The sequence below is a fragment of the Salinivibrio sp. HTSP genome, assembly GCF_003390965.1.
In the GTDB taxonomy this organism is placed as follows: Bacteria; Pseudomonadota; Gammaproteobacteria; order Enterobacterales; family Vibrionaceae; genus Salinivibrio; species Salinivibrio kushneri.
In genome coordinates, this window is sequence record NZ_PXUD01000005.1 from 1 (window position 1) to 5,525 (window position 5,525).

General features: G+C 48.7%; 4 protein-coding genes and 1 pseudogene. All 5 read left to right on the forward strand.

The annotated features are described in order from the left end of the window. The coding region (locus C7A19_RS01155; RefSeq protein ID WP_155522530.1) for an Hcp family type VI secretion system effector at window positions 1-494 on the forward strand (494 nt) is incomplete at its 5' end. A gap of 85 nt (window positions 495-579) precedes the next feature. Then, window positions 580-2,640: a type VI secretion system tip protein TssI/VgrG gene (gene tssI / locus C7A19_RS01160; RefSeq protein WP_116643934.1), complete on the forward strand. Its 2,061-nt coding sequence runs from the start codon at window positions 580-582 to the stop codon at window positions 2,638-2,640. Next, window positions 2,640-4,145 (forward strand): PAAR domain-containing protein, encoded by a 1,506-nt coding sequence (locus C7A19_RS01165; RefSeq protein ID WP_235614235.1) that lies wholly within the window; start codon window positions 2,640-2,642, stop codon window positions 4,143-4,145. Before tssI ends, C7A19_RS01165 begins: the two co-directional genes overlap by 1 nt. Before the next feature lie 6 nt (window positions 4,146-4,151). After that, the gene (locus C7A19_RS01170) at window positions 4,152-5,087 is read left to right on the forward strand and encodes an ankyrin repeat domain-containing protein (RefSeq protein ID WP_235614236.1); all 936 of its coding nucleotides are present in this window, start codon (window positions 4,152-4,154) and stop codon (window positions 5,085-5,087) included. 14 nt (window positions 5,088-5,101) lie between these two features. Beyond that, a pseudogene (locus C7A19_RS01175) lies at window positions 5,102-5,525 on the forward strand (ankyrin repeat domain-containing protein); the annotation flags it as partial.

Below are 5,525 nucleotides of genomic sequence, written 5' to 3' on the forward strand. Positions count from 1 at the left end.
TTGAAGGTGAAACTCAGGGTTTGATTACTGCCGGTGCCTGCACCGCTGATTCAATCGGTGATGCATTCGTTGAAGGTCACGAAGATGAGATGCTGGTTCAGCAGTTTGATCACAATGTTACTGTTCCAACTGACCCGCAATCTGGTCAGCCATCAGGCCAACGTGTTCACAAGCCTTTCAAATTCACCGTCGCGCTCAACAAAGCTGTCCCTCTGCTTTATAACGCGCTGTCTTCGGGTGAGAAAATGTCTACCGTCGAACTGAAGTGGTACCGCACCTCGATCGAGGGCAAACAAGAAAACTTCTTTACCACCAAGCTGGAAAACGCCTCTATCGTCGATATCCATTGTGAAATGCCACACTGCCAAGACCCTGCTAAGTCAGATTTTACTCAGAATCTGACCGTGTCTATGTCTTACCGTAAAGTGACATGGGATCACGTCAACGCTGGTACCTCAGGGTCAGACGACTGGCGTAAGCCGATCGAGGCGTAAACTTAACGCGTCGCGATATAAATCGAGTAGCCCACTGGCACAGTGGGCTACTTGCTTTCCCATCATATAGAGGTAGACATTAATAATGGCAACGCTGAGATTTTCACTGGTTGTAGACGGTTTATCAGAAGACACCTTTGTTGTGCGTGAATATCAAGGGCATGAGTCTGTGTCTGATAGCTACGCAGGCGGTCAGCCTTTGTATGGTTATCGCTACGATATTTCACTCGCCAGCCGTCAATCGGGTATTACTGCTGAGCAAACGGTTGATAAAAAGGCGCTCCTAACGGTATTTCGTAATGAAGAGCCGGTGCAGTACGTACACGGTATTGTCCGACGCTTCACGCACAAAGAGATTGGTCACCATCACACGTTTTATTCTCTTATCTTGGTGCCGTCATTAGAGCGTTTATCGTTACGTCAAAATAGCCGTATTTTCCAACACCAGACAGTGAAAGACATCATCTCAACCCTGTTAACGGAGATGGGGATCACTGATGTTGATTTTTCATTGAAACGAGACTTACCTGAGCGCGAATTCTGTGTGCAATACAGAGAGAGTGATTTAGCGTTTTTGCATCGCTTAGCGGCTGAAGAAGGGATTAACTATTACTTTACTCATCTAGAAGATAAGCACACGGTTCACTTCTACGACGACTCATCACTTATCGAGAAATATGCCAAACCCGTTGAGCAAAATAGCCTTTCTGGAGGGACTTATAGCGATCCTTATGTTCGCCACATCGATATCAGTGACCAAAGTGAGTCAAACAAAACCGTCCTCAAAGATTATAGCTTTAAAAAGCCGGCTTATAGTTTTCTTCAGCCTCATGAGGCGGATGGCACCAGTTATCAGCGCACCGATTACGAGTATTTCGATGCGCCTGGCCGCTACAAAAATGATCCAAGTGGCAAAGCATTTACCCGCATTCGTAACGAGTTTTTGCGGCGCGAGGCCTCAACCGCCCAGGGGCAAAGCCATGTGCCTGCGCTCCAGGCGGGTGTGAAATTTGACTTGATTGAAAGTTTGCACAAACCGGCTAACCGAGATTGGTTAGTAGTGAGTGTGTCGCATGTGGGTAAGCAGCCTCAGGCATTGGAAGAAGAGGGCGGAACCGGCGCAACCACCTACCATAACGACTTCAAAGTGATCCCTGCGACAAGACAATGGCGTGCCACCCCACAGCCTAAGCCGCAAGTTGATGGACCCATGATTGGCGAAGTGGTCGGCCCGAAAGGCGAAGAAATCTTTTGCGATGAGCACGGCCGTGTGAAGGTGCACTTTCCGTGGGATCGAGAAAGCAAACAAGATGAGCATAGCTCGTGTTGGATACGCGTCTCCCAAGGCTGGGCTGGCGCACAATACGGCTTTATGGCAGTCCCTCGCATCGGCCATGAAGTGATCGTATCTTTCCTTAACGGCGATCCAGATCAACCGATTATTACCGGGCGCACTTACCACGCGACGAACGTGCCACCGTATTTGCTCCCTAATCATAAAACGCGCACGGTGATCAAAACGCAAACCCACCAGGGTGAAGGGTCGAATGAAATCCGCTTTGAAGACCAAGCGTCTATCGAGCAAATCTACATCCATGCGCAGAAAGACCAAGATATTGTCACCGAAAACATCCACCGCGAATTTGTGGGTGTGGATAGCCACCGTCAAGTTGGGCGCAACGCTTATCAATCTGTGACGGAAAATAGCCATCGCATGGTTGGCAAAAATGTCGTTGAGGAGTTTGGTCAAGATCACCACCAGAAAATTGGCCGCAACCTCGTGCAGCGTATCTTGGGTAAACTGAGTCGCTTTATTTCTGGCGGCATGATCACCAAAGTGGAAGGCGGGATTGTCACACAAGCCACGGCCTCGGAAGAGAAAGAGATCGGCGCTAACCAACGGACCAAAGTCAGTAATGAGAGTTACTTAACCGCCAAAGACATTGTGCTGGAAGCTGGTAATGAGTTAACGATTAAAGGCCCCGGTGGTTTTGTCAAAATTGACGGCGGCGGGATCACTATCTCTGGCACCAAAGTGAAGATCAATGAAGGCGGCTCTCCCGGTAAAGGCACGGCACCCACTATGGTTAAGCCTGATGAGACAGATAAGCCTCAACAGCCTGACGATCCGGACCGACGGGGGTAATGATGCCAAGTGCTGGAAGACTCGGAGACAGTGCGGCAGGGCATGGTTGCTTCCCTGCCACCCCCATTATTAGCGGTAGCCCTGATGTGTCAATCAATGGCAAGCCAGCAGCACGTAAAGGTGACCCTGTACTGCTTCATGCTTGCCCTTGCCCGAATATGCCGCATGGTATTCATGGGCGTAGCATTAGTGCAGGGTCGTCGAATGTTTCCATCAACGGTAAGCCGGCCTCACGGGTCGGCGATGCCATTGGCTGTGGCGGTCAGGTTGCTGCGGGTTCAGGCGATGTGTTTATTGGTGATACGCCTTACCAGTCGCCATCACATGATTGTGGTGAGGGGGCGGCTAAAAGCAATGCGCCTTTCTTGCGGATCTTGCCTTTGGTCAACCCGGTTGAAGCACTTTGGTCAAAACCGATTTACAGCCCTGGCTACTTTAAGTCCGTGGCAGAGCAGCAGCTCAAGGGCACCATCACGCAAGCGCTTCCCGAGGAATTACCACCTCTCGGTCAAGACTTATCGTCGTTGGTAAAAAGTGGCGGCTCACCCGAACAAATGCTGTATGTGTTAGAAAAAGGCACCACCAAAGCCAAGCGGCGCAAAGCACGTGAAGCGATCACAGAGCGTGCCAGCGAGAAAGAGCCAGACGTTGCTGAGCGATTTACGCAAGATATGGACGCGGCTGAAAAAGCGATGCTTAGTGAACATATCTATACGTTAGATAAGCCTGTTGATGATCTAGATGACAGACGCAAGCAGCTTGCCGAGGATTTTGATAATGATTCAGGTTGGGCGCGGGCGAACGAAAAACAGCTTAAAAAGTTAGGCATTGATCCTAAAGATTATAAAGTCGATAAAACAAACTTTCGTGCACAAGTGTATATACCGGATCCTGACGTATTTGGACCAGAGGCGAAGCCAGTACTGGCTTTTCGAGGCACAGAAGCGACGGGAGACTGGACCAAAGGTAATATCCCCCAAGCTCTTTTGGGAAGGTCAAAATACTATAAACAAGCCGTAGACATTGGTTCAAAAATTACCGACAGTCAAAAGTCTGTAGAGATTGCGGGTCACTCATTAGGAGGAGGTTTAGCCTCTGCGGCCTCGAAAGCCGGTAATTTTCCTGCCACCACCTTTAACAGTGCTGGATTGCATAAGAAGACCGTTGAGCGATATGGGGTGCCCACAGCACAACAAGGCAGTGATGAGAATATCACTCGTTATCGAATAGAGGGTGAGGTGCTCACCCATGCGCAAGAAGAGATGCCCGTTTTAAGGCGTTTACCCAGCGCGGTTGGTAATACCACCCAAACCTTTTCCAAGCCGAAATCATTAACAGCTCAGGCGAAAAGCGCTGACGCGGCTCTTGGCACTAACGTAGCGATAGAAGAAGATACCGACGTTACGCTAAAAGAGCGAATCAATTTACATGGTATGGATATGATGCGCGAAGCTATCGAAGATCGTAAAGTCGATGATTTATACACGCTAGCCAAGCAGGTTTAAACCGCGATGAAATACATTATTTTAATTATCTTGGCAGGTATTGTGCTGTCAGTTACCGCAAAAGCAGGAGTATTAAATATGTTCCGCAGTAAACCCTATCCAGAGGTCTTCTTTGAGGGAGAATTATTGGCCGTTGCCGAGTCGATGAAAGCCCATGATATCGATAAAGCGAAAGCATTGGCGGAAAAACTGCCAGATATTGATGCTCACGGTAATGACCATTTTACTCTATTAGCCTTTGCTGTCGCTGATACCAATATTCCAGCTATCAAGATGCTGATGGCGCTGGGGGCCGACCCTGCCGCCAAAATTGATGACGCCGTGATAGCCGGTACGGATGTTTCAGAAACGGTGGCGCATTTGGCAATGAGGCTTAAAACCACAGAGCCACTCAAAGCGATGTTGGAAGCTGGCATGGATACCGAAATAAAGAGAGGCAGTGGTACGCTGATTTTTGATGTACCGGACCTAGAAGATAATGACGCACTGAAGCTGTTGGTTGAGTTTGGCGCGGACGTGAATGCTAAAGATAGTCTCGGAGAAACGATTTTATTCAGATTTATACGGGTGATGTTTGATGAGGCACTCTATCTTTTGGAGAACGGGGCTGATCCCTTTGTGATGGATCACTCCGGAGTAACTGTCGCTTTCGTAGTTCAGAGTCGTTTGCAACGCATGGATAAATCCAGCGACGCGTATCAAAAAATGCTGAACATTCAGCAGAAGATGATTGAGCTTGGCGTACAGTTTCCCGCTTTGACGCCCTATGGAGAGCGTTATCGACTCGATATTGTGTGGTGTGACGACCCTGAGGGCTATTTAACACGTAGCGAGTGTAAGCTTGTGGGTGAAAATGAATTTCTAGCACCGCAATCAGACGCATCCAAACGACAGGATGAAAAGATACTGCGAGAGCGTTATGGCATCGACGCCAATCTATAAGCGAGGCCTATAAGGTGTTAAAGGTAACAGCCATCGGAATAGGGATTGTGCTTTTGCTCTGGGTAGCAAAAGCCGGCGCTTTTAATTTATTCCGCAGTAAACCCTATCCAGAGGTCTTTTTTGAGGGGGAATTGTTGGCCGTTGCTGAGGCGATGAAAGCCCATGATATCGATAAAGCGAAAGCATTAGCGGAAAAACTGCCAGAGGTTGATGCGCCAGGCAACGAGCATTTTACCCTGTTAGCGTTTGCCGTCGCTGATACTAATATTCCAGCTATCAAAATGTTGATGGCGCTAGGAGCTGATCCTGCAGCCAAACTTGGTGAAGGTGAGGGGGCGCAGTCTGTTGCTTATTTTTCCATGTGGCGCAAAACGACAGATGCACTTAAAGCAATGTTGGAAGCGGGAATGGATCCAAATTTAACCGATGAATATGGTG